The organism is Actinomadura graeca (genome assembly GCF_019175365.1).
Taxonomy (GTDB): domain Bacteria; phylum Actinomycetota; class Actinomycetes; order Streptosporangiales; family Streptosporangiaceae; genus Spirillospora; species Spirillospora graeca.
Genome location: NZ_CP059572.1, coordinates 471,402 through 491,323 on the forward strand (window position 1 = coordinate 471,402; position 19,922 = coordinate 491,323).

Annotated in this window: 19 protein-coding genes; 2 read left to right on the plus strand and 17 right to left on the minus strand. The window is 72.7% G+C overall.

Translation table 11 applies throughout. The features are described from left to right. Positions 1-15: 15 nt before the first annotated feature. On the minus strand, positions 16-864 hold the full coding sequence (locus tag AGRA3207_RS02385; RefSeq protein WP_231332904.1) for an ABC transporter permease: 849 nt from the start codon (positions 862-864) through the stop codon (positions 16-18). Next, the gene (locus tag AGRA3207_RS02390; RefSeq protein WP_231332905.1) at positions 861-1,841 is read right to left on the minus strand and encodes an ABC transporter ATP-binding protein; all 981 of its coding nucleotides are present in this window, start codon (positions 1,839-1,841) and stop codon (positions 861-863) included. Before AGRA3207_RS02390 ends, AGRA3207_RS02385 begins: the two co-directional genes overlap by 4 nt. Before the next feature lie 234 nt (positions 1,842-2,075). Here AGRA3207_RS02390 and AGRA3207_RS02395 point away from each other — a divergent pair, with 234 nt between their 5' ends. Then, positions 2,076-3,023: an alpha/beta fold hydrolase gene (locus AGRA3207_RS02395; protein WP_231332906.1), complete on the plus strand. Its 948-nt coding sequence runs from the start codon at positions 2,076-2,078 to the stop codon at positions 3,021-3,023. Here AGRA3207_RS02395 and AGRA3207_RS02400 read toward each other — a convergent pair. From AGRA3207_RS02400 to AGRA3207_RS02435, 8 genes are all read right to left on the minus strand, one after another. Beyond that, positions 2,944-4,182, minus strand: a complete 1,239-nt coding sequence (locus AGRA3207_RS02400) for an MFS transporter (RefSeq protein WP_231332907.1) — start codon at positions 4,180-4,182, stop codon at positions 2,944-2,946. The two genes, AGRA3207_RS02395 and AGRA3207_RS02400, sit on opposite strands and share 80 nt — an antisense overlap. A gap of 84 nt (positions 4,183-4,266) precedes the next feature. Further along, positions 4,267-4,629, minus strand: a complete 363-nt coding sequence (locus tag AGRA3207_RS02405; protein ID WP_231332908.1) for a hypothetical protein — start codon at positions 4,627-4,629, stop codon at positions 4,267-4,269. Positions 4,630-4,847: 218 nt separating this feature from the next. Further along, the gene (locus AGRA3207_RS02410) at positions 4,848-7,616 is read right to left on the minus strand and encodes a DEAD/DEAH box helicase (protein ID WP_231332909.1); all 2,769 of its coding nucleotides are present in this window, start codon (positions 7,614-7,616) and stop codon (positions 4,848-4,850) included. Positions 7,617-7,686: 70 nt separating this feature from the next. Continuing rightward, positions 7,687-8,550, minus strand: coding sequence for a twin-arginine translocase subunit TatC (tatC, locus tag AGRA3207_RS02415; RefSeq protein ID WP_231332910.1), 864 nt, complete (start codon positions 8,548-8,550; stop codon positions 7,687-7,689). Between the two features lie 132 nt (positions 8,551-8,682). Continuing rightward, entirely contained in the window at positions 8,683-9,036 is a 354-nt protein-coding gene (gene tatA / locus AGRA3207_RS02420) for a Sec-independent protein translocase subunit TatA (RefSeq protein ID WP_231332911.1), read from the minus strand. A gap of 31 nt (positions 9,037-9,067) precedes the next feature. Further along, positions 9,068-9,289: a hypothetical protein gene (locus AGRA3207_RS02425; protein ID WP_231332912.1), complete on the minus strand. Its 222-nt coding sequence runs from the start codon at positions 9,287-9,289 to the stop codon at positions 9,068-9,070. A gap of 28 nt (positions 9,290-9,317) precedes the next feature. After that, positions 9,318-10,361: a helix-turn-helix transcriptional regulator gene (locus tag AGRA3207_RS02430; RefSeq protein ID WP_231332913.1), complete on the minus strand. Its 1,044-nt coding sequence runs from the start codon at positions 10,359-10,361 to the stop codon at positions 9,318-9,320. Continuing rightward, positions 10,358-11,461, minus strand: coding sequence for a helix-turn-helix transcriptional regulator (locus AGRA3207_RS02435; protein WP_231332914.1), 1,104 nt, complete (start codon positions 11,459-11,461; stop codon positions 10,358-10,360). Before AGRA3207_RS02435 ends, AGRA3207_RS02430 begins: the two co-directional genes overlap by 4 nt. Positions 11,462-11,598: 137 nt before the next feature. Between AGRA3207_RS02435 and AGRA3207_RS02440 the strand changes: the two genes are divergently transcribed. Further along, positions 11,599-12,681 (plus strand): DUF3866 family protein, encoded by a 1,083-nt coding sequence (locus AGRA3207_RS02440; protein ID WP_231332915.1) that lies wholly within the window; start codon positions 11,599-11,601, stop codon positions 12,679-12,681. On the opposite strand, the gene AGRA3207_RS02445 is transcribed toward AGRA3207_RS02440, so the two are convergent. From AGRA3207_RS02445 to AGRA3207_RS02475, 7 genes are all read right to left on the minus strand, one after another. Then, on the minus strand, positions 12,674-13,243 hold the full coding sequence (locus AGRA3207_RS02445) for a DUF3291 domain-containing protein (RefSeq protein WP_231332916.1): 570 nt from the start codon (positions 13,241-13,243) through the stop codon (positions 12,674-12,676). The two genes, AGRA3207_RS02440 and AGRA3207_RS02445, sit on opposite strands and share 8 nt — an antisense overlap. 32 nt (positions 13,244-13,275) lie before the next feature. Further along, positions 13,276-14,034: a helix-turn-helix transcriptional regulator gene (locus tag AGRA3207_RS02450; RefSeq protein WP_231332917.1), complete on the minus strand. Its 759-nt coding sequence runs from the start codon at positions 14,032-14,034 to the stop codon at positions 13,276-13,278. 75 nt (positions 14,035-14,109) lie between these two features. Continuing rightward, positions 14,110-15,036, minus strand: coding sequence for an FKBP-type peptidyl-prolyl cis-trans isomerase (locus tag AGRA3207_RS02455; protein ID WP_231332918.1), 927 nt, complete (start codon positions 15,034-15,036; stop codon positions 14,110-14,112). Between the two features lie 148 nt (positions 15,037-15,184). Continuing rightward, the gene (gene pafA / locus AGRA3207_RS02460) at positions 15,185-16,543 is read right to left on the minus strand and encodes a Pup--protein ligase (RefSeq protein WP_231332919.1); all 1,359 of its coding nucleotides are present in this window, start codon (positions 16,541-16,543) and stop codon (positions 15,185-15,187) included. A 315-nt stretch (positions 16,544-16,858) separates the two neighbouring features. Beyond that, on the minus strand, positions 16,859-17,602 hold the full coding sequence (gene prcA / locus AGRA3207_RS02465; protein ID WP_231336207.1) for a proteasome subunit alpha: 744 nt from the start codon (positions 17,600-17,602) through the stop codon (positions 16,859-16,861). A gap of 21 nt (positions 17,603-17,623) precedes the next feature. Continuing rightward, positions 17,624-18,469 (minus strand): proteasome subunit beta, encoded by an 846-nt coding sequence (prcB, locus tag AGRA3207_RS02470; RefSeq protein ID WP_231332920.1) that lies wholly within the window; start codon positions 18,467-18,469, stop codon positions 17,624-17,626. A gap of 182 nt (positions 18,470-18,651) precedes the next feature. Further along, complete coding sequence (locus tag AGRA3207_RS02475; protein WP_231332921.1) at positions 18,652-19,797, minus strand: endonuclease VII domain-containing protein; 1,146 nt, start codon at positions 19,795-19,797, stop codon at positions 18,652-18,654. Between the last annotated feature and the right edge of the window lie 125 nt (positions 19,798-19,922).

Here is a 19,922-nt window from a genome sequence, read left to right on the forward strand (position 1 = left end):
GCCGCTTCCGGCGGGTCAGGCGTCGCGGCGCTTCAGCAGGACGGCGGCGGCGGCGAGGAGCAGCGCCGTCCACAGGGCGAAGACCCCGTAGCCCTGCCAGGGGGTGAGCAGGTCGTCCTTGCCCTGGTGGGCCTGGGCGATGAGGTGCCCGGCCTCCGACGGCAGGTAGGCGTGGACGTGGTCGCCGATGCTGCCGGGCAGCAGCTGGGCGAGCGGCGCGAGGACCAGCACGAACCCGATCACGCCGGTGATGCCGCCGGCGGGGTGCCGGACGATCGCGCCGACGGCCAGGGCGAACAGCCCGAGCATCGCCAGGTACAGGCCGCCGCCGATGACGGCGCGCAGCACACCGGGGTCGCCGAGCGACACCGACACCTTGTCGCCGAGGAACGCGGCGCCGATGAAGAACGACGCGAACGACACCGCCACGCCGAGGACCAGCACGACCAGCGCGAACACCGCGGACTTCGCCCACAGCATCGGCAGCCGCCCGGGCACGGCGAGGAGGCTCGCGCGGATCATGCCGGTGGAGTACTCGGAGGCGATCACCAGGACGCCGAGCACGCACACGGTCAGCTGGCTGAGGAAGAACCCGCTCCCGAGGATCATGCTGGTGGGGTCGGCGAGGATGGTGGCGCGGTCGGCCTCGTCGGTCTTGTCCCACTGCCCGACGGTGAGGCCGACGAACAGGGCGGTGAACCCGAGGTCGAGGACGACCAGCAGGATCAGCGACCAGAACGTGGACCGCACCGAGCGGATCTTCGTCCATTCGGCGAGCATGAGCCGGCCGAAGCCCTTGCCGCGCGACGCGGCGGGCGCGGGCGGAGCCGGGGGCGTGGCGGGCCCGGCGGTGGCGGCGGTCATCGGGTCTTCCCTTCCTGCGCGGGGACGGCTCCGGGAGCGGCCCCGGGCGGGGCACCGGGTGGTGCGCCGGGGTCGGCGCCGTACTCGACGCTCTCGCGGGTGAGCTCCATGAACGCGGCCTCCAGCGATCCGCGCCGGGGCGTCAGCTCGTGCAGCACCAGGCCCTCGGCGGCGGCGAGCTCACCGACGCGCGGCGCCTCCATGTGGGTGACGGTGAGGGGCGCGCCGGGGTCGCCGCCGGGCTGGACCTTGGCGCCCTCGGCGGTGAGGACCTCGGTGAGCCTGGCGGTGTCGGGGGTGCGCACCATGACCATCTTCTCGGTGCTGCGCTCGATGAACTCCTCGGTGGAGCAGTCGGCGATCAGCTTGCCGCGGCCGATGACGATGAGGTGCTCGGCGGTGACGGCCATCTCGTTCATCAGGTGGCTGGAGACGAACACGGTGCGGCCCTCGGCGGCGAGGCGCTGCATGAGCGTCCGGATCCAGACGATGCCCTCGGGGTCCAGGCCGTTGACGGGCTCGTCCAGGATCAGCACCGACGGGTCGCCGAGCAGCGCGGCGGCGATGCCGAGGCGCTGGCCCATGCCGAGGGAGAAGCCCCCGGCGCGTTTGCGGGCGACGCCGGTGAGCCCGACCAGGTCGATCACCTCGTCGAGCCGCCTGCGGCCGACGCCCTGGGTCTGGGCGAGGCACAGCAGGTGGTTGTAGGCGCTGCGGCCGGTGTGGACGGCCCGCGCCTCCAGCAGCGCGCCGACGACCCGGAGGGGCTCGTGCAGGTCGCGGTAGTGCCGCCCGTGGATCCGCGCGTCGCCGCGGTGGGGGCGGTCCAGGCCGAGCAGCAGCCGCATGGTGGTGGACTTGCCGGCGCCGTTGGGGCCGAGGAACCCGGTCACCCGGCCGGGCACCACGGTGAAAGAAAGATCATCCACGGCGAGCCGGTCGCCGTAGCGTTTGGTGAGGTTCTCCGCCTCGATCATGTCTGCGTCCTGGGGGTCGATGACGGGTCCGGTGACCGGGATCACACTAACGTGAAGATCGCCCGCTGCGGATCCTCCTGGGAGCCGATCCGCCTCCGACCAGGGTAGGGGAATCCTCCGGGCGTACGCGGGGCGGCCGGGCTACGCCCGGCGGAGCAGGCGCGGTTCGTCCGGGCGCCCGATGCCGGGCGGGGCGGGCACCGGGGATGCTTCTGCGGGACGGAGGGAGGCCCCGTGACGATCCGGCCCGGGCTCCGCAGGTGGGCGCGGCGGCTCGCCGCGGGCCTCCTGGCGCTGCTGCTGGCGGGCACGTGCTTCTCGCTCGGCTACAACGCGGCGACGTCCGGGCGGGCGCGGGAGCCCGCCGGGATGGAGTTCGTCGAGGCCGGCGGGATCCGCACCCGGTACCGGCACTGGGGCGCACAGGGGCCGCCGGTGGTGCTGGTACACGGGGCGGCGGAGTCGGCCGACACCTGGGAGGGGGTGGCGGCGCTGCTGGCGGCCCGGCACCGGGTGTTCGCGCTGGACCTGACCGGGTGGGGCTACAGCGAGCGGCGCGGCCCCTACGACGCCGGGCACCAGGCGGCGCAACTGCTGGGCTTCCTGGGCGCGCTGCGGCTGGACGGGGCGCTGGTCGCCGGGCATTCGAGCGGCGCGGGCGTCGCGGCGGAGGCGGCGCTGCGGGCGCCGTCCCGGATAAGCGGGGTGGTGTTCCTGGACGGCGACGCGCTCGACACCGGCGCCGGGGAGGGCGCGGACGCGCTGCGGGTGGTGCTGCGCGACCCGTACCGGACGACGCTGCTGCGCCTGGCCGTCCGGTCCGACCGGCTGATCCGCGCGATCTACGGCGCGCAGTGCGGGCCGTCGTGCCCGCGGCTGGACCGGGAGGGCGTGGACCGGTGGCGGCGCCCGCTGCAGGTCGAAGGCGCCGAGGGGGCGCTGTGGGCGATGCGGGGCGTGGTGGGGCTGCCCGCCCCGCGGGTGGCGGGCCTGGCGCGGCTGCCGCTGCGCAAGGCCGTGGTGTTCGGCGCCGGGGACGACGTGTTCCCCGCCTCCTCCCCCTACGAGACGGCGCGGCGGATCGGCGCACCCCCGCCGGTGATCATCCCCGGTGCGCGGCATCTGTCGCTGGTGTCCCATCCCCGCCAGGTCGCGGACGCGGTGGGCGCGGCGGCGCGGTGACGGCGGCGGCGGGGCCGACGGCGCCCGCCGCGGCGGCCACCAGCGCGGCCAGGGCCGCGACGATCCCGAGCGCGGCGGCGAGCCCGGCGGCCTCGGCGGCCGCGCCGATCAGCGGCGGCCCGGCGATGAAGCCGAGGTAGCCGCAGGTGGACACGGCGGCGATGGCGGGGCCCGGGGCGCCGCCCGCGTGCGCCGCCGCGGTGAACACGACGGGCACCACGCACGCCAGCCCGAGGCCGAGCGCGGCGAGCCCGGCGAGCGCGGGCACCGGGTGCCCGGCGAGCAGCCCCGCGCCGAACCCGGCGGCGGCGACGGCGGCGAGGACCCGGACGACGCGGACCGGCCCGAACCGGGTGACCAGGCGGTCGCCGGCGAGGCGGCCCGCCGTCATCGTCACCGCGAACGCCATGTACCCCGCGCCCGCCGCGCCGGGCCCGGCGTCCAGGACGTCCCGCAGGTAGACGGCGCTCCAGTCCCCGGCGGCGCCCTCCGACAGCAGCGCCGCGAACGCCAGCGCGCTGAGCAGCAGCAGCGGCCGGGTGGGGCGGGCGAACGCGGGGCCGCCGGCCTGGGCGTCGGCGCCCGCGGGCAGCAGCGCCCGCGTCGCGGCGAGCCCCGCCGCCAGCGCCGCGGCGGCGGTCACGCCCAGGTGCCACGCGACGGGCACGCCGAGGTGCGCGGCCGCCGCCCCTCCGGCGGCGCCGAGGAGCGCACCGCCGCTGAAGCTGGCGTGCAGGCCCGACATGATCGGCCGCCCGTAGCGTTCCTGGACGGCCATCCCGGCGCTGTTCATCGCGACGTCCAGGCAGCCCACGGCGGCGCCCCAGGCGGTCAGCACGGCGAACAGCGCGGCCCAGGACCCGGCGAGGCCGATCAGCACGGGCGGGACGCAGAAGGCGGTGAGCGCGGCGCGGGTGACCGGGCGGCTGCCGTACCGGGCGACGAGCGCGCCGGTGACGGCCATCGCCCCGATCGACCCGAGGGCGGGGCCGGCGAGGGCGGCGCCGAGCGCGGCGTCACCGAGCCCGAGCGCGGACTTGACCTCGGGGATGCGCGGCACCCACGCGGCGAACACCGCGCCGTTGAGCAGGAACACCGCCGTCACCGCGCGGCGTGCCGCGCGGCCGGGCCGTCCCGGCCCCTTCTCCGGACCCCTCAAACCCGCCTCCTTCGCGCCGGCCGGACAGCAGGAGGCTACGCGCACCGCCGGGCCGCGGTGTCCCCCGGCCCGGCGGTCGCGGGGTCAGGCCGCGGCGACGCCGTCGGCGGCGTTGATGTCCTTGTGGAACCGCTTGTTGACGTAGAGGCGCTCACCGAGGTGGTCGCTGCGCCACCACAGGCCGCTGGGCGGGCCGATGCGGGTGTTGCGGGGAAGCTCGCGGAGCACCTCGTTCACCGGGGTCATCCGCAGCCGGCCGGACCGGCAGACCAGGATGCGGCGGTCGGTGACGACCACGACGCGGTAGGCGTTGCTGAAGATGATGATCCAGTAGGAGATCAGGGCGAAGTACTGGCTGGTCGTCTGGGCACAGAACACCGCCTGGATGTTCTCGCCGGGCTGCAGCACGTGGGCCGCGTTGGCGCGCAACTTGTCGCGGATAGCCACGGTCCGGACCTTTCTCGCGTGTCGCGTGGGCGGCCCCGGGGGCGGTGGCCGTGCGACACGGGGGCACGCGGGCGCGACTCGGGGTTCCCACGGCCCTCAAGGGCTGTCGGGCGTCCCGATTGTGCCACCAGCTGGGGTTTTGTGTGTGGTTTTCACGGCATTGGCCGGTTCCGGGTGACGAATCGGTGCCGCACGGGGGCCCGGCGGCCGAGGGGCCGTCAGGTGACGGAGGAGTAGGCGACGACGCCGCGGCGCATCGCGTCCATCGCGCGGCGGGCGGTCTTGCGGATGTGGCTGTTCTGCGGGGACGCGTCGGCGACCTGGCCGAGCAAATCCAGGAGCTGCTTGACGGCCCGGACGAAGTCCCCGGCGGTCAGGTCGCCCTCCAGCAGCACCTCGTCGAGATCGTCGCCCTTGGCCCACCGGTAGGCGGTCCACGCGAACCCCAGGTCGGGCTCACGCAGGAACGAGACCCGGTTGTCGCGTTCGACGCCGTCGAGCTCCCCCCACAGCCGGACCATGGCGGCCAGGGCGTCCTGCGCCGGGCCGGGCGGCGTGCGGGCCGGGGCCGCGTCGTCGGGCTGCCGCGACTCGTACACCAGCGCGGACACGCACGCGGCGAGCTCGGCGTGCCCGAGCCGCTCCCACAGCCCCTCGCGGAGGCTCTCGGCGGTCAGCAGGTCCAGCTCGTTGTAGATGCGGCCGAGGCGGCGGCCCTCGTCGGTGACGGAGTCCCCTTCGAGGTAGCCGAGCTGCTGCAGGACGGCGCACACCCGGTCGAAGGTGCGGGCGATGACCTGCGAGCGGCCCTCGACGCGGCGGCGCAGCTGCTCGGTCTCGCGGTCCAGGCGGTGGTAGCGCTCGGCCCACCGGGCGTGGTCCTCGCGCTTGTCGCAGCCGTGCACGGGGTGGCGGCGCAGCTCGGTGCGCAGCCGCGCGATCTCGGCGTCGTCGGCGGCGGGCGCGTCGCCGCGGCCGCGGCGCCGCTCCCGGGCGTCGTCGGGGACCTTGGCGCGCAGCGTGGAGGCCAGGTCGCGGCGGTCCTGCGGGTTGCGGGGGCTGAACGACTTGGGGATCCGGATCCGCTCGACGGGCTCGACGGCGCGGGGGAAGTCCTGGATGGACAGCCGCTGCACCGACCGGTTGACCGTCAGCACGAGCGGCGCGGGCCCGTCGGAGCGGCGCCCCACACCGGGGTCCAGGACGACGGCGAGGCCGGAGCGGCGCCCCGACGGCACGTGGATGACGTCGCCGGGCCGCAGATGCTCCAGGGACCGGGCGGCCTCGGCGCGCCGCGCCGTGGACCGCTCACGCGACATCTGCGACTCGCGGTCCGACAGCCGCCGCCGCAGCGCCGCGTACTCCATGAAGTCGCCGAGGTGGCATTCGGCGGCCTTGGCGTACCCGGCGAGGGCCTCCTCGTTCTTGTGCACCTGCCGGGCCAGGCCCACCACGGCGCGGTCGGCCTGGAACTGCGCGAACGACTCCTCCAGGAGCGTGCGGGCGCGTTCGATGCCGACGGCGCCGACGAGGTTCACGGCCATGTTGTAGGACGGCCGGAAGCTGGAGTTGAGCGGGTAGGTGCGGGTGCCGGCGAGCCCGGCGACGGACGCGGGCTCGACGTTCGGCCCCCACACCACGACGGCGTGGCCCTCCACGTCGATGCCCCGGCGCCCCGCCCGCCCCGTCAGCTGGGTGTACTCGCCGGGGGTGAGGTCGACGTGCGCCTCGCCGTTCCACTTGTCGAGCTTCTCGATCACCACGGTGCGGGCGGGCATGTTGATGCCGAGCGCGAGCGTCTCCGTCGCGAACACCGCCTTGATCAGCCCGCGGGTGAACAGCTCCTCCACGATCTCCTTGAACGTCGGCAGCATCCCCGCGTGGTGCGCGGCGACCCCCCGCTCCAGCGCGCCGAGGAAGTCGTCGTAGCCGAGGATCCGCAGGTCCTCGGGCGGGATGTCGGCGGTCCGCAGGCCGGCGTGCGCGCGGATCTCCTCCGCCTCCTCCTTGGAGGTGAGCCGGATCCCGGCGTGCAGGCACTGCAGCACCGCCGCGTCGCACCCGGCGCGGCTGAAGATGAACGTGATCGCCGGGAGCAGCCCGGCGCGTTCGAGGCGCTCGATCACGTCGGGCCGCGGCGGCGGCCGGAACCGCTGCGGGCGCGGCGCGCGGCGGCGGCCGGTGCGGCGGCCCTGGTTGACCTTGGCGCGGCGGACCTCCTCGACGGCCATGCGGGTCAGCTGCGGGTTCAGGCGGGCCTGCCGGTCACCGCCCTTGCCGGTGTCGACGAACAGGTCGTACAGGCGGGTGCCGACGAGCATGTGCTGGAACAGCGGGACGGGCCGGTGCTCGTCGACGATCACGGCGGTGTCGCCGCGGACGGCGTGCAGCCACTCGCCGAACTCCTCGGCGTTGGACACCGTCGCCGACAGCGCCACGATCCGCACCGAGTCCGGCACGTGGATGATCACTTCTTCCCAGACGGCGCCGCGGAACCGGTCGGCGAGGTAGTGCACCTCGTCCATGACCACGAACGCCAGGCCCGCGAGCGTCGGGGAACCGGCGTACAGCATGTTCCGCAGCACCTCGGTGGTCATGACCACGATGGGCGCCTCGCCGTTGACGCTGTTGTCGCCGGTGAGCAGCCCGACCTTCCCCGGCCCGTACCGGCGGACGAGATCGGCGTACTTCTGGTTCGACAGCGCCTTGATCGGCGTGGTGTAGAAGCACTTGCTGCCGCCGGTGAGGGCCAGGTGGACGGCGAACTCCCCCACCACGGTCTTCCCGGACCCGGTGGGCGCCGCGACCAGGACGCCGCTGCCGTCCTCCAGGGCCTGGCACGCCTCGATCTGGAACGGGTCCAGGCCGAAGTCGTACAGGGTGCGGAAGTCCAGCAGGGCCGGGCCGTTCCCCGCCGTGCGCTTGCGGTACGCGGCGTACCGCTGCGCCGGGGTCTGCTCGGCCGACGTGGTGTCGGGGGTGGTCATGACAACGAGCCTACGGTTTCGACCGGCCCGATTCCCACTTCGGGCCCCGTTTCACCGGGGCGGCGGCACGTCAGCGGGCGCGGTCGCCCTTCTCCAGCTCGGCGTCGATGGCCTCCAGGTCCAGCGGCGACGCCTCGTCGTCGGACAGCCCGTCGTCGTCCATGAGGGGGGCGCGCCTGTTCCGCCGGTCGTGGAAGAACGCGATCACCTCGGCGAACTCGAACAGCACGATCGTGGGCAGGGCCAGCGCCAGCATCGTGAACGGGTCCTGGCTGGGAGTGGCCACGGCCGCGAACACGAACACACCGAAGATCAGCATCCGCCGGGACTTGCGGATCCGCTCGTGGGTGAGGACGCCGACGAGGTTCAGCATCACCACGAACAGCGGCAGCTCGAACGTCAGCCCGAAGATGAACAGCATCGCCTGGGCGTAGCCGAGGTAGTCCTGGACGCCGACCAGGACGGTCGTGTCACCCGGCGCGAGCCCGATGAAGATCTTCAGGCCCTTGTCCATCGTCAGGTACGCCAGCGCGCCGCCGAGCAGGAACAGCGGCACCGCGGCGCACAGGAAGATGTACGTCCAGCGGCGCTCCCGCTTGTACAGCCCGGGCGCGACGAACGCCCAGATCTGGTACAGCCAGATCGGCGAGGAGATCAGCGCGCCGACGATCAGCGCGACCTTCAGGTGGACGAAGAACCCGTCGAAGATCCCGTGCACGACGAGGTCGCACTTGCCGCCGAGGCAGTGCTCGGGGGGGATCCGCGTGTAGGGCTGCTTGATGAAGTCCCAGATCGGGCCGAAGAAGATCCAGCCGATGATCGCGCCCGCGACCAGGCCGAGGATCGCCTTGATCAGCCGGTTGCGCAGCTCACGGAGATGGTCCATGAGGGGCATGCGGCCGTCGGGGGCGGCGTTCTGCCTGGTCAGCTTCATTGTGGGCATTCGGGGCTCGGTTCCGGCGGCGGGGTCGGGCACGGCCGGGCGCCCGCGTGCGCGGACGCGCACACGGCCGGGGACACGGTCACGTGCGGGGGCGGGGACGCGGTCATGCGCGTGTCCGGGGCGTCAGCCGCCCTTGCGGACCTGGCCCGGGTCGGAGACCGGGATGCCCTGGATCGGCTCGCCGGACGCCAGCGCCCCCCGGGGACGCTGCACCGCGCCGTCGCCCGCGGCGGCCTCGCGGTCCAGCCGCGCCGCCTCCTCGCGGAGCCGCGCGGCCTTGTCACGGGCCTCGGCGGACTCGGACTTCTTGCCGCCGTCGGCGTCATCGTCGTCGTGCAGGCCCTTGGTCTCGGCCTTCAAGATCCTCGCGGACTTGCCCAGGGACCGGGCGAGCTGCGGCAACTTCGCCGATCCGAACAGCAGCAGCACGACGACGAGAATGATCATCCACTCGCCGCCGCCAAGGTTGGGAAGCATCGTTGCAAATCCTCTTCAGCCGGGTGTCATGCTAGACAGATGGTACGCCGTCCCCGGGCGATCGCGCCGCCCGAGGTTCCGGGAGATCATGGAGTTCATCGCGCAGCGCCGCGTGTTTGGGGCCGAGCCGCCGCTTGGTGCGTTCCAGTTCACGCCCGAAGCGCCGGACGCCCAGGAACACCTTGAAGGAGCAGCAGGCCAGGACGGTCAGGCCCGCGAACCCCAGCGACACCGCCACCGGAACCCACGACACGTCCGCCACGTTAGCCGACCAGGTCAACTCACGCCATGCCGTACCGTGCCAGGGCCCGGGCCGCCTCGTCACGGATTCCCAAGGCGAGCGACTCCGGCGCCGTCACCCGGCCCTGGTCGCCGAGGCGCAGCGCCAGGCCCCGCACCCACCGGGTGTCGGGGGTCCGCAGCACCACCCGCAGCCGCCCCTCCCCCAGCTCCTCCACGCTCTCGCACGGGTAGTAGTCGGCGACCCACCGCCCCCGCGGCGTCAGCTCCAGCGTGACCCGCACGTCCTGCGGCGACGGGCGGAACAGCCCGGCGTCCACGTCGATCGGCTCGGCGTCCTCGGGGACCTCCGCGGCCACGTCCAGCACGGTCAGGCCCGCGATCCGGTCCAGCCGGAACAGCCGGACGGCCTCCGCGCGCCGGCACCAGCCCTCCAGGTAGGTGCTGCCCTCCACCACCAGCAACCGCATCGGGTCGACGTCGCGCTCGGTGTTCTCGTCCCGCGCCGGCACGTAGTACATCAGGTGCACGCGGCGGCCCGCGGCGATGGCGTCGCGGAGCCGGCCGAGCGCGGTGCCCGCCCCGTCCGGGCCCGCGGCGCCGCCCGGGGCGCCGACCTCGACGGCGACCTGGCTGCTGACCGCGGCGGCGGCGCCCGCGGCGGTCTCCAGCTTGGCGATCACCCGGCTGAGCGCGTCCCGGTCGTGCAGGTCGGGGATGCCCGCGAGCATCCGCAGCGCCACCAGCAGCGCGCTGGCCTCGTCGACCTTCAGCCGCAGCGGCCGCGCGATCGACTCGGCCTCGGTGACGGTGATCTCGCCGCCCTCGTAGGACAGGTCGATGGGGCAGTACGGGTCGGGCGCCCGCAGTTCCACGCACCACAGCAGGTTCAGATCGTCGATCAGCTGCTTCTCGGTCACCCCGAACGCCGCCGCGGCCTCACCGAGCGCCACCGAATCGCGGTTCACCACGTACGGGACGAGCGCCAGCAGCCGCGCGAGGCGGTCGGTGGAGGTCGTCGAGGCGGGCCTGCCGCCCTGCCGGGGGGCCGCCGCGGGCCCGCCGGGTGCCGTCCCGGCGCTCATCGCCCGTTCACCGTCCCCTCCCGCACGTCCCTCGCGTCCCGCAGTTCCCTCGCGTCCCGTGAGTCACCGGCCTTGAGATCCGGGGACGCCACGTCCTGGGACGCCACGTCCGGGGACGCGACCGCGAGGACCGACTTCAGCTGCTGGATCACGGCCTCCCGCAGATCCGGCGGGTCCAGGACCACGACGTCCGCGGCGAACCGCGCCAGATACGGCGCGAACCGCTCCACGTCCCGGAAGGTCAGCGTCGCCTCGTCCCAGTCGCCGTCGTCGCCCGCGCCACCGGGGGCCGGGGCGGGCCGCACGTCGCGCGCCCACCGCCGCGGGCCCTGCGCCGCGCCCGCGCGCAGCCGCACCGTCGCCGGCCTCGGCTCGCTCACCGGGTCCCCCCAGTCGAACGCGATGCGCCGCACGTCCACGCCGCCGGGCACCGTCACCGACCCGGACGGGCCGTCACCGGCGACGTCCCCCACGATGCGGCTCAGCCGGAACACCCGCTGCTCCTCACGGTCCCGGTCGAACCCGACCACGTACCAGCGGCCCCGCCGGCTGACCACGCCCCATGGCTCCAGATGCCGCCGCGCCACCGACGTCCGCCCGATCCCCTGGTAGTCGAACGCCACGGGACGGCCGTCGCGGACCGCCTCCCACAGCGCCGGGAACGCCGGGTCGCCGGTGTTCACCCGCGGCTCGATCCCCACCGCGGTCGTCACGTCCGTCTCCACCCCGGCCGCACGCAGCTTCAGCAGCGCGCCCGACGCCGCCTCCGCCATGCTCGCGCGCTGCCACACCCGCGCCGCGAGGCCGAGCACCGCCGCCTCGTCCGGGGTCAGGTGGATGTCGGGAAGCTCGTAGGCCTGCGGCGGGATCCGGTACCCGATCTCCTCACCGCCGCCGCCCTGCTGGTCGCTGCCGACCTCCAGCGGGACGCCGAGCTCGCGCAGCTCCTCCTTGTCGCGCTCGAACATCCGCTTGAACGCCTCGTCGGAGTCGGGATAGCCCGGCACCGCCCGGCGGATCTGCTCGGCCGTCAGGTAGCGCCGCGTGGCGAGCAGGCAGACCACCAGGTTCAACAGACGCTCGGTCTTGCGCCGTGACATCGGACCCCCTTCCCCGCCGGACACGCTACCGGACCCACGCCCGGCTCCTGCCGGAGTTGGATGACATGGCGGGCTTCTCCCGCAGCGGAAACGTCCGCCGCCCCTCACCGCGCGGGCAAGGACGCTATTTTTCCGGTGTGATCCGATGGCGCAGAGGGACCGTGCAGGGCGTCCGCCGCGAATGGCCGGGCGCGATCGAACTGGACGTCGACATCCCCGGGGACGGGCAGCGGCGCGCGCTCGCCTACCCCGCCCTCGTCGGACGGCCCGAACCCGGCGACACCGTCCTGCTCAACACCACCGCCCTCGCGATGGGCCTCGGCACCGGCGGGTACGCGATGGTCGTCGCCGTCCCCGACCGGCTGCCGCCCGACCCGGCCGGCCCCGGGCACCTGGTCAAGGCCCGCTACACCCCCCTGCAGGCCACCGTCCTCGGCGCCGACGAGCAGGGCTCCCCCCACCACGACACCCTCCGCGACGCCGACTCCCTCGGCGGCGCGCCCGTCATCGTCGCCGACCTGCACTCGGCGCTCCCGCCGATCCTCGCCGGCCTCCTCGCCGCCCGCCCCGGCACCCGCGCCGTGTACGTCATGCCCGACGGCGGGGCGCTGCCGTCCTGGTTCTCCATGTCCATCGCCCGGCTCACCGAGGCGGGCGCCCTCGCCGCCACCGTCACCACCGGGCAGGCGTTCGGCGGCGACCTGGAGGCCGTCACCGTCCACACCGGCCTCCTCGCCGCCCGCCTCGTCCTCGGCGCCGACGCCGTCATCGTCGCGCAGGGCCCCGGCAACCTCGGCACCGGCACCCGCTGGGGGTTCTCCGGCGTGTCCGCCGGGGAGGCCGTGAACGCCGCGTCGGTCCTCGGCGGCCGCCCGGTCGGATCACTGCGCGTCAGCGAGGGCGACGCCCGCGAACGCCACATCGGGGTCTCCCACCACTCCCTCACCGCCTACGGGCGCGTCGCCCTCGCCCCCGCAGACATCCCCGTCCCCGAGCTCGGCGGCCCCTTCGGCGCCCGCGTCGCCGCCGACGCCGCGCCCCTCGGCGACCGCCACACCCTCGTCCCCGTCCCCGTGGACGGACTGCACGACATCCTCCGCACCGCTGAGAAGGACTGGGGCGTCCGCCTGTCCACCATGGGCCGCCGCCTTGACGAGGACCTCCCGTACTTCCTCACCGCCGCCGCCGCCGGACGCCACACCGCCGCGCTGCTCAGCTGACCTCTTCAAGCCCGGTTCGGCCGACACCTTCCAGACCCGGTCGGCCAACCCCTCCGACCCCTCCGACCCCTCCGCGCCCGATCGCCGCCGCCTCCGCCGCCTCGTCTGCCGTGTAAGGGGAATTGAAGGTGAAGGCGCGCGGCGACGGGCCGCCGCCGCGGAGCAGGGCGAGCCGTTCCAGGGCCTCCTCCACGGTGGGCACATGGCCCGCCGGGATCCACCACAGGACGGCATGCGCGTCCACGTGCCGCCGGAACCACTCGCGGCGGCGCCGCATCGTGTCCAGGTGCGCGCTGCGGTACACGAAGTCCCACAGCGCCTCCGCCGACTCCCACACCGAGAGGTTCACGATCACGTCGGCGCCGGCGGGGCGCAGGCCGGTCGCGTCGTCCGCGCCCTCCTCCACCAGGCGCCACACGAAGCCGGGCGTGGCGTCGGCCAGGGCGTTCACCGGATCGAGCAGCGCGACGAAGTCCGCCATCCTCGGATCGCCGAGCGGGAAGCGGAGCGTCCCGACGTTCAACTGGGCCAGATGCGGGGGCGCGGGGGCGTCATCGGTCATGCGCCCACCCCACCACGCCCGGCGGCTCTATGTCAACGATCTTTAGTTTTAGAAGTCTCCGCCACGACGCAGCACCACCCCGGACGCGGATCCATCCGCACCCGCACACCGTCCGACCCCTCCACCAGGCCCTCCAGCAACGCCAGGTTCATCCCGCACACCAACGGCGGGAACAACTCCGCGACCACATGGAACGGGCAATTGCGCATGCGCAGCACCGCACGCCGCTCCCTCGCCCCGGTTCCGCCGTGGCCCTCGCCGTGGCCCTCGCCGTCGCCCTCGCCGTCGCCCCGGCCGCCGACCACGCCGTCGGCCTCACCGACGGCCTCCTCCAGGACGGGGTCGTATCCGCGCGCGGCCAGCACCTCCGCCAACCCGCCCAGATCACCACACGACCCACCGGGCCCGCGCAGCGCCCTGCCCCGCCGCCGCGCCGCGTCCTGCACCTCCCGGTCCAGGCCGGCCGCCTCCGCGGCCTCCGCCATCAGCGCCGCCGCCGTCCGGTAGTCCCGCGGCGGCACCGACACGCCGCGCTCCGCCGCCGACCGCCGGTACACCTTCGCCGGACGCCCCGCACCCGGCCCCGACCGCCCCGTCAGCCGCCTGCTGCCCACCTCCAGCAGCCCGACCTCCACCAGCCTGTCCAGGTGGAACGCCGCCAAAGACCGCTGGACGCCCGCCGCCTCCGCCGCCTCGTTCCGGCCCACCTCACGGCCCTGCGCCGCCACGAACTCGTACAACCGCCGCCGCACCGGATCCCGCAGCGACGCCACCGCGTCGATGTCGTCCACGCCGCCATTCTAAGAACAACCAGGCCACGACATAGAACCGACCTGGTTCAGCCCTCGCCGGTCGGGGCAGGCGGCTCAGTGCGCGCCGAGAACGTCCACGACGAACACCAGCGTGTCCGACCCCTTGATCCCCGCCTGCGCCAGCCCCTTCGCCCCATACCCCAGCGACGGCGGCACCACCAGCAGCATCCGGCTCCCCACCCGCTGCCCCACCAGCCCCTGATCCCAGCCCTTCATCACCTGGCCGGTACCCACCGTCACCCCGTTCGGATGCCCCGCCGCCCACGACGAACCGAACGTCCGACCGTCCCTCCAGAAGAACCCCGCATACTGCACCGCCAGCAACTGGCCCTTCCGCACCACCGGGCCGTCCCCCAGCACCAGCGTCCGCACCACCAACCCCTTCGGCGGCGCCGCCCGCGGAACCGTCACACTCGGCGCCCCGCCCCCCGACACCCTCGGCAACCCCGGATCACCCAGCGGCGGCTCCGCCCTCCCATGCGGCCCCGCCGACGCCGAATACACCCCCCGCACGTCCAGGACGTACACCAGCGTGTCATCACCGCCGATCTGCCGCGCGGCGTTCCCCTGCTCCCCGAACCCGTCCTTCGGCGGAATCGACGCCACCACCCGCGACCCCACCCGCGCACCCTCGAACGCCCGCCGCAGCCCCGGCACCACACCCCACGTCGGAAACGCCTCCGGCCGCCCCGCCGCGAAACTGCTCGCCAGCAGCTTCCGCCCGCTCCGGCTCCACCGGTAACCGACATAATCGGCCACCACCAGATCACCCTTGCGCGCCCCCGCACCCCGGCCGTCCGACAGCGTCTTCACCGCCAGCGAACCACCCGGCGCCCCCTTCGGGAACGACACCTCCGGAAGCCGCCCGAAATCGCCCCTCACCGTCACCCGCACACCACCGCCGTCCGAACACCCCGCCGCGAACACGGACGGCACGGCCAGCAGGACGGCCACGGACACGACGGCGGAACGACTGCGCATACGGACGGTCCTTCACAGGGGGTGACGGGCGCTGCTGCGCGCTCACCCTACCCCCGCGTGACCAGCCGATAGCCACAGACGCACCACACCGGCACACCGGGCACACCCCACCGCCAGGGCGCTCCAGCGCCCGCGACCACAGCGGCCGCTACATCCCCGCGATCAGCTTGTCGACCCGCTCGTCGACCGACCGGAACGGGTCCTTGCACAAGACAGTGCGCTGCGCCTGGTCGTTCAGCTTCAGATGCACCCAGTCCACCGTGAAATCACGCCGCTTCTCCTGCGCCTTCCGGATGAACTCACCCCGCAGCCGCGCCCGCGTCGTCTGCGGCGGCACCGACTTCGCCTCGAAGATGTCCAGATCCCGCGACACCCGCTCCACCGACCCCCGCTTCTCCAGCAGATAGTACAGACCGCGATCACGATGCACATCGTGATACGCCAGATCCAGCTGCGCCACACGCGGCGACGACAGCGGCAGATCGTACTTGCGCCGGTACCGCTCGATCAGCTTGTACTTCGTCACCCAGTCGATCTCACGGGACACCAGATCCAGATCCCCCGTCTCCACCGCCCGCAACGTCCGCTCCCACAACTCCAGCACACGCTTCGCCGTCGCGTCCCCGCCCCGCGCGTCCACGAAGTCCCGCGCCTTCCCGAAATACTCCCTCTGGATCTCCAGCGAACTCGCCTCGCGCCCGTTCGCCAGCCGCACCTTCCGCCGGCCCGTCATGTCATGACTGACCTCCCGGATCGCCCGGATCGGGTTCTCCAGCGTAAGGTCGCGCATCACCACGCCCGCCTCGATCATCCGCAGCACCAGGTCGGTCGCGCCGACCTTCAGCAGCATCGTCGTCTCGCTCATGTTCGAGTCACCGACGATCACATGCAGCCTTCTGAACCGCTCCGCGTCCGCATGCGGCTCATCACGCGTATTGATGATCGGACGAGACCGCGTCGTCGCCGACGACACGCCCTCCCAAATGTGCTCCGCCCGCTGCGACACGCAGTACACCGCACCCCGCGGCGTCTGCAGCACCTTCCCCGCACCACAGATGATCTGACGCGTCACCAGATACGGGATCAGGACGTCCGCGAGCCTCCCGAACTCCCCGTGCCGCCCCACCAGATAGTTCTCATGACAGCCGTACGAGTTCCCCGCCGAATCCGTGTTGTTCTTGAACAGATAGATGTCACCCGCGATGCCCTCCTCCCGGAGCCGCCGCTCGGCATCGACCAGCAACCCCTCCAGGATCCGCTCCCCCGCCTTGTCATGCGTCACCAGATCCACGACACTGTCGCACTCCGGCGTCGCATACTCCGGGTGACTGCCCACATCCAGGTAGAGCCGCGCGCCATTGCGCAGGAACACGTTGCTGCTACGGCCCCACGACACCACCCGCCGGAACAGATAGCGCGCCACCTCATCAGGTGACAGCCGCCGCTGACCGCGGAAGGTACAGGTGACGCCGTACTCGTTCTCAAGCCCGAAAATGCGCCTGTCCACACCAAGACCCTATGCGGCCCGGCCCGGTCTTGGCAGTCTCTGAAGCACACCGTTTCCACAACGCCCCAGACGACAGGACCCGCCGCAGCCGGGCGGCCCCAGCCACCCCGCCACGACGGGCCACAACCACCCCCGGCCGCCCGACGACGGCCCCGGACCCAGGCCGATACCGGACTGGATCTCCATCCGGATCGGACCGGCTCGGGCTCCGGACGGCCCCGCGCGGCCCGGCCCCGGGCCGCCCCCGGCTCGGGCTCCGGGCGGGACTTACAGGCTTAGACCGCCCCTGCCCGGACTCCGGAGACGAAGATCCCGTCAGTCCTCGTCCGCATCCTCCGACGACGCCGACCCGGCCTCCGCGGACCCGGACGCGCCACCGTCCTCACCGAGGAGATCCTCGATCCGCCGCGCCGTCAACCGCTTGAACAACCGGTGCTCACGATTGCGGTCCAGCACCGCCACCTCAAGCGACGTCGCCTCCAGGCGCCGCTCCGAATCCTGCGCCTCCAGCGCCCGGACCGCCGTCCGCAACGCGTCCGCCAACGACGAACCCTCCCGGTACCCGTCCTTCAGCGCCTGCGCCACCGCGTCCGCCTGACCGCCCATCGCCACGTAGCCGTGCTCATCGGCCACCGACCCGTCGAACGTCAACCGGTAGATCTGGTCCGTCTCCGCGTCATCGCCCACCTCCGCGACGACCAGCTCCACCTCGTACGGCTTGTTCGTCTCCGTGAAGATCGTCCCCAGCGACTGCGCGTACACGTTCGCCAGCCCCCGCGCCGTCACATCACGACGGTCGTACTGGTACCCGTTGATGTCCGCGTACCGCACCCCGCCCAGCCGCAGGTTCTCGAACTCGTTGTACTTCCCCACCGCCGCGAACGCGATCCGGTCGTAGATCTCACTGATCTTGTGCAGCGCCCGCGACGGATTGTCCGCCACGAACAAGATGCCATCGTCGTACTGCAGCACCACGACACTGCGGCCACGCGAAATACCCTTCCGCGCATAGTCCGCCTTGTCCTTCATCTGCTGTTCAGGCGACACATAGAACGGCATGGACACCGAACTGGATCCCTTCTATCGCAGCGGGGCGGACGGCCCGCCCGGCGAGTCGTAACGTCCCTCGACCACCGAACGCGCCACCGCGCCCACCTCGTCCTCACCGAGCCGGCGATACCCGTCCGACGTCACCACCGCCACCACGGGGAAGATCCCCCGCGTCAGATCCGGGCCCCCCGTCGCCGAATCGTCGTCCGCCGCGTCGTACAACGCCTGCACGCACACCAGCGCCGCGTCGTCCACCGACAGGTCCGCCCGGTACAGCTTCTTCAACGCGCCCCGCGCGAACACCGAACCCGAACCGATCGAGTAGAAGTCCCGCTCCTCGTACCGGCCGCCCGCCGGATCGTAGGAGAAGATCCGCCCCCCGTCGCGCTCCTCGTCGTACCCCGCGAACAACGGCACCACCGCCAGCCCCTGCATCGCCATGCCCAGGTTCTGCCGCACCATCGTCGCCAGCCGGTTCGCCTTCCCCTCCACCGACAGCGTCCTGCCCTCACGCTTCTCGTAGTGCTCCAGCTCCACCTGGAACAGCCGCACCATCTCGATCCCGATGCCCGCCGTCCCCGCGATCGCGATCGCCGAGAACTCGTCCGCTCGGAACACCTTCTCGATGTCACGCTGGGCGATCACGTTCCCCGCCGTCGCCCGCCGGTCCCCCGCCATCACCACCCCGCCGGGGAACCCCACCGCGACGATCGTCGTGCCATGCGGGATCTCATCCCCCACCGGGCCCGCCGGAAGGGTCCGCCTTCCGGGCAGCAGCTCCGGAGAGTACGCCCCCAGGAACTCCGTGAACGACGACGACCCAGGGCTGGCGAACAGCCCCGGCAGACGTCCGGTGTGCGAATCGTGGGACGCCACGCGACTCCCTTCCCTCCGTCATGGCACCGGCTCCTCCACAACCCCGCCGGTGCGGGACGACTACGACCCTACTGTTCACCGTCGCCCACCGCATGCCGCGTGATCCCCAGTCCAGTCCGCCCACGGCGAACCCACCCGAACCGCATCCGGCGGCCCTTCACCGGAGCCCTCACTGGGAGCCCTCATCCTGCGCCCGCGTACTCCTCGACCATCGTCCTGTACGACTCGGTGAGGTCCCTCAGCCCCCGAGTGAGCCACGTCGGACCCTCATGGTCGTCATCCACCCGCCACACGCTGGACCGATGCCGTCCGTCCGCCTCCCGATACTCCGCCCAGCCGTCCACCGGCACCGTCCCCGGATCGACGTCAGGCAGGGTGAACGACAGCCGAGTGCCCCCGCCGGCCGCCGGGACCTCCGTCACCAGCCGCCCCAGGACGTAGTCCGCCGCGCGGCGCAGCGAGACGGGATCATCGTCCAGCTGTCCCATTCCCGTATTGCAGCCCCCGCACGCCATGCCCCGCACGGCTCCGGAAATGTGATCGTGGTCGACATGCTCCGCCGGAACGTCCCAGCACACCGCGCACAGCCCACCCTGGATACCGAGCAGCCACCGCGCGTCCTCGTCGTTGATCCCGTACTTCTGACGCAGGTGGTAATGCCGTGCCGTGCCCACCGAATCGGACCTTCCGGACCATCGAGGATCGCGCCGCTTGCGCTCAGGGCCGCCCATCACGGCGGCATCGAGTTCGAGCCTCATCCTCCTCGCGTGCGGCCCACGAAGTTCCACGTAGTCCGCGGCGTCACCCAGGCAGCGCGGGTCGTCGTGGAACTGGCCGAGCGCTCCGTTGCACCGGAAGCAGAGGATTCCCCTGACGACGCCCGTGAGATGGCTGTGGTCAACCTGCTTCGCCTCCGCGCGCAGACAGATGACACAGACGCCGCCCTGCCGGACGATCATCTGATCCACCTGCTCCTCCGTGAGGCCGTAGCGAAGCTTCAGGAGGTAGTTGCGGTCGCTTCCGTAGAGGCGTTGCTTCGTTTCGGCCATGACCTTGTTATGACATGGCCGACAGTAGGTAGTGAGGCCCGATGCAGCGGCACGGTTCTTACCGAACTCGCCGACCGGCTTGGTTTCCTGGCACTGCGCACAGTACTTCATTCCCTCAGGGACGGCCGAGTGCCGCCGGAAAGTGCGCGTTTTCTTACCCAGTCGGGCTTGCCGCTTTCTATAGGTCGCCGCGTTGCGCAGGGCGAAGCACTCCTTGCAGTAGAGCGCCAGGCCGTCAGCGGACGCTTTTCTTTTCGAGAATTCTGCGGCGCTCTTCACTTGGCCGCAATCTCGACACCGCTTATCAGACATGGGCAGGACGTTACCGTCCCGCCCATGCCCTGGCAGCGCTTTTAGGGAATCGACGTCGGATTACCTGGTGGAGAACCGACCTCCATCGGCAC